The organism is Pseudomonas sp. SDO5591_S426, assembly GCF_054070755.1.
Genome location: NZ_JBSVXD010000315.1, coordinates 1 through 3,875, shown reverse-complemented (window position 1 = coordinate 3,875; position 3,875 = coordinate 1). Strand labels below are relative to the sequence as shown.

Sequence of the window (3,875 nt, the reverse complement as noted above, 5' to 3'; positions counted from 1 at the left end):
TCAAAAGCAAGATCAAAAGATCGCAGCCTGCGGCAGCTCCTACCGGGCGCATCTCCCGTGATAGCTACGCCCATAACAAGAAACCGGAGAACAACTCATGTCGTTAAGCGTGTTCGACCTGTTCAAGATTGGCATCGGCCCCTCCAGCTCCCACACCGTCGGCCCGATGCGCGCCGCCGCGCGCTTCGTCGAAGGTTTGCGCCGTGAAAACCTGCTGGCGGCAACCACTTGCGTCAAAGTCGAGCTGTACGGCTCGCTCGGCGCCACCGGCAAGGGCCACGGCAGCGACAAGGCCGTGCTGCTCGGCCTGGAAGGCGAGCATCCGGACACCGTTGACACCGAAACCGTCGCCGCCCGCCTGCAAGACATTCGTGGCAGCGGACGCTTGAACCTGCTCGGCGAACACAGCATTGCGTTCAACGAGAAAGAACACCTGGCGATGATTCGCAAGCCGCTGGCCTATCACCCCAACGGTATGATTTTTCGTGCCTTCGATGCCGCAGGCCTGCAAATCCGCAGCCGCGAGTACTACTCGGTCGGAGGCGGTTTTGTCGTCGATGAAGACGCCGCCGGCGCCGACCGCATCGTCGAAGACGCCACCCCCCTGACCTTCCCGTTCAAAAGCGCCAAGGATCTTCTCGGTCATTGCGTCAAATATGGCCTGTCCATCAGCCAGGTGATGCTGACCAACGAAAGCGCCTGGCGCCCGGAAGCTGAAACCCGCGCCGGCCTGCTGAAAATCTGGCAAGTGATGCAGGATTGCGTCGCCGCCGGCTGCCGCAACGAAGGCATCCTGCCCGGCGGTTTGAAAGTCAAACGCCGTGCCGCCGCGCTGCATCGGCAATTGTGCAAGAACCCGGAATCGTCCCTGCGTGATCCGCTGTCAGTGCTGGATTGGGTCAACCTGTACGCCTTGGCGGTCAACGAAGAAAATGCCAACGGTGGACGCGTGGTCACCGCGCCTACCAACGGCGCGGCCGGAATCATTCCCGCCGTGCTGCATTACTACATGCGATTTATCCCGGCCTCGAATGACGACGGCGTCGTGCGTTTTCTGCTGACCGCTGCGGCCATCGGCATTTTGTACAAGGAAAACGCTTCGATCTCTGGCGCTGAAGTCGGCTGTCAGGGCGAAGTCGGCGTGGCCTGCTCCATGGCCGCCGGCGCCTTGTGCGAAGTGCTTGGAGGCACCGTGCAGCAAGTGGAAAACGCCGCGGAGATCGGCATGGAACACAACCTCGGCCTGACCTGCGACCCGATTGGCGGGCTGGTGCAAGTGCCTTGCATCGAGCGCAACGCCATGGGCTCGGTCAAGGCTATCAATGCCGTGCGCATGGCCATGCGCGGTGACGGGCAGCACTTCGTCTCCCTCGACAAGGTCATCCGCACCATGCGCCAGACCGGCGCCGACATGAAAAGCAAATACAAGGAAACCGCCCGTGGCGGTTTGGCGGTCAACATTATCGAGTGCTGATGCGCGCTCATCTGCACCCTTCTTCAGGAGCTGAATATGTCCACCGAACAACTGTTGAAAACCCCGTTGCACGCACTGCACATCGAACTCGGCGCACGCATGGTGCCGTTCGCCGGCTACGACATGCCTGTGCAATATCCGCTGGGCGTGATGAAAGAACACCAGCACACCCGCGATCAGGCCGGCCTGTTCGATGTCTCGCACATGGGCCAGATCCGCCTGACCGGCGCCAATGCCGCCAAGGCCCTGGAAACCCTGGTGCCGGTGGACATCATCGACCTGCCGGTGGGCATGCAGCGCTATGCGATGTTCACCAACGAGACCGGTGGCATCCTCGACGACCTGATGGTTGCCAACCTGGGCAACGACGAACTGTTCCTGGTGGTCAACGCCGCCTGCAAGGATCAGGACCTGGCGCACCTGCGCAAGCACATCGGCGAGCAGTGCAGCATCGAGCCGCTGTTCGAAGAGCGCGCCCTGCTCGCTTTGCAAGGCCCAGCGGCGGTAACAGTTCTGGCACGCCTGGCTCCAGAAGTGGCGAAAATGATTTTCATGCAGTTCGCCCGCATAAAACTGCTGGGCGTGGACTGCTTTGTCAGCCGTTCGGGCTACACCGGCGAAGACGGTTTCGAAATCTCCGTGCCGGCCGAAAGCGCCGAAGCCCTGGCTCGCGCCCTGCTGGCCGAAACAGAAGTTGAAGCCATCGGCCTCGGTGCACGCGATTCCCTGCGTCTGGAAGCTGGCCTGTGCCTGTACGGCCATGACATGAACACCGACACGACGCCGATCGAAGCCAGCCTGCTGTGGGCCATCTCCAAGCCACGCCGTGCCGATGGCCCGCGTGCCGGTGGTTTTCCGGGTGCTGAAACGGTATTCGCCCAGCAACAAGGCGGCGTCAGCCGCAAACGCGTCGGCCTGCTGCCACAAGAACGCACCCCGGTGCGTGAAGGCGCAGAGATCGTCAACGAAGCGGGCGAGATCATCGGTAGCGTCTGCAGCGGTGGTTTCGGGCCGACCTTGGGCGCACCTTTGGCGATGGGTTACCTCGACAGCGCTTATATCGCTATCGATACACCGGTGTGGGCGATTGTTCGTGGGAAAAAGGTTCCTTTGCTTGTAAGCAAAATGCCATTTGTTCCGCAACGCTACTATCGCGGTTGATCGATTGTTCCTATAAGTAACGCGGTTGCGTTAACAGTGCACTAATGTGTAACGCAACCGCCATAAAATAGTGCATCGTTTGGCTGTAAGCTTCGATTATGAACTTTGCTTATAACGATCGAAAACAATTGAACCCCTCTATCGCATAAGCCGATGCTAGTTGGCACAGCACGCCACCAACCCGAGCAAATACGGGACTTTCATAGGGCTTGTTTTTTCTCCCATAGTTGGCGTAGAGTTTGTTCACTGTGTTTGCATGGGTCGCTTGGAATCGTGACCTGGGCAGTAGCCTACAAGTTAGCTACATCCCGTTCGACGTCTTCTTACTCTCCTGCAACCAGCCCCAGTACTCTTTCACGAGAAGGAGACTGTCATTAATTTTTGCGTCAAAGGAAATAAGAAATGTCCCAACGTCAGAGCGGTACCGTCAAGTGGTTTAACGACGAGAAAGGTTTTGGTTTTATCACTCCTGAAAGCGGTCCGGATCTGTTCGTGCACTTCCGCGCCATCCAGGGCAACGGCTTCAAGAGCCTGAAAGAAGGCCAGAAAGTGACCTTCATCGCCGTGCAAGGCCAGAAAGGCATGCAGGCTGACGAAGTACAAGCAGAAGGCTAATCTTCTGTAACGAAAAAGCCCCTGATGCTGACATCAGGGGCTTTTTTGTGCGCGTAAATCCGTAAAATGGCTTTCTTTTTCCGCCGAGAGCCAGCCATGTCGAAACACCTGCTTAACCCCCAGGGCGAATTTCCTGCCGCTGGCCTGGGTCGTCGCCTGGCAGCGATGTTCTACGACTTCCTGCTGTGCACCGCGCTGCTGATCGTCACCAGCGGTATCTACAAGATGATCCAGATGTGGATCATCGGTGAAGAAAAAATGCGCACGCTCACTGAGGCAGGCGCGCTCGATGGCGACCCGCTGCTCTCGACAGTGCTGCTGTTCGTGCTGTTCGGTTTCTTCGCCAAATTCTGGACCTACTCCGGTCAGACCCTGGGCATGCAGGTCTGGTGCATCCGCGTGCAGAATGCCGACGGTTCCTCCATCAGCCTGTGGCAAGCGCTGCTGCGCTTTGTGGTGTCGATTGCTTCATGGCTGTGCGTTGGGCTCGGGTTCATCTGGTCGCTGTTCGACAAGCAGCAACGTAGCTGGCATGACATGTATTCCAATACTCAGCTTGTGCGGATCCCAAAGAAACAAAAGTAACGCCCACAAAAAAGATCGCAGCCTTCGGCAGCTCCTACAC

The 3,875-nt window shown here is 58.3% G+C and carries 4 protein-coding genes; all 4 read left to right on the top strand.

Annotated elements, in window-relative coordinates; genetic code table 11:
* Positions 1-97 precede the first annotated feature (97 nt).
* The 4 genes from ACW9JC_RS29165 (at position 98) to ACW9JC_RS29150 (ending at position 3,835) form a co-directional block, all read left to right on the top strand.
* Positions 98-1,474, top strand: coding sequence for an L-serine ammonia-lyase (locus tag ACW9JC_RS29165; RefSeq protein ID WP_457459373.1), 1,377 nt, complete (start codon positions 98-100; stop codon positions 1,472-1,474).
* 36 nt (positions 1,475-1,510) lie between these two features.
* Positions 1,511-2,635 carry a glycine cleavage system aminomethyltransferase GcvT gene (gene gcvT, locus ACW9JC_RS29160; protein ID WP_457459371.1) on the top strand — a complete coding sequence of 375 codons (1,125 nt, stop codon included), beginning with the start codon at positions 1,511-1,513 and terminating at the stop codon, positions 2,633-2,635.
* Between the two features lie 402 nt (positions 2,636-3,037).
* Positions 3,038-3,250, top strand: coding sequence for a cold-shock protein (locus ACW9JC_RS29155; RefSeq protein ID WP_007931076.1), 213 nt, complete (start codon positions 3,038-3,040; stop codon positions 3,248-3,250).
* A 96-nt stretch (positions 3,251-3,346) separates the two neighbouring features.
* Positions 3,347-3,835 (top strand): RDD family protein, encoded by a 489-nt coding sequence (locus tag ACW9JC_RS29150; protein ID WP_419708795.1) that lies wholly within the window; start codon positions 3,347-3,349, stop codon positions 3,833-3,835.
* Positions 3,836-3,875 lie beyond the last annotated feature (40 nt).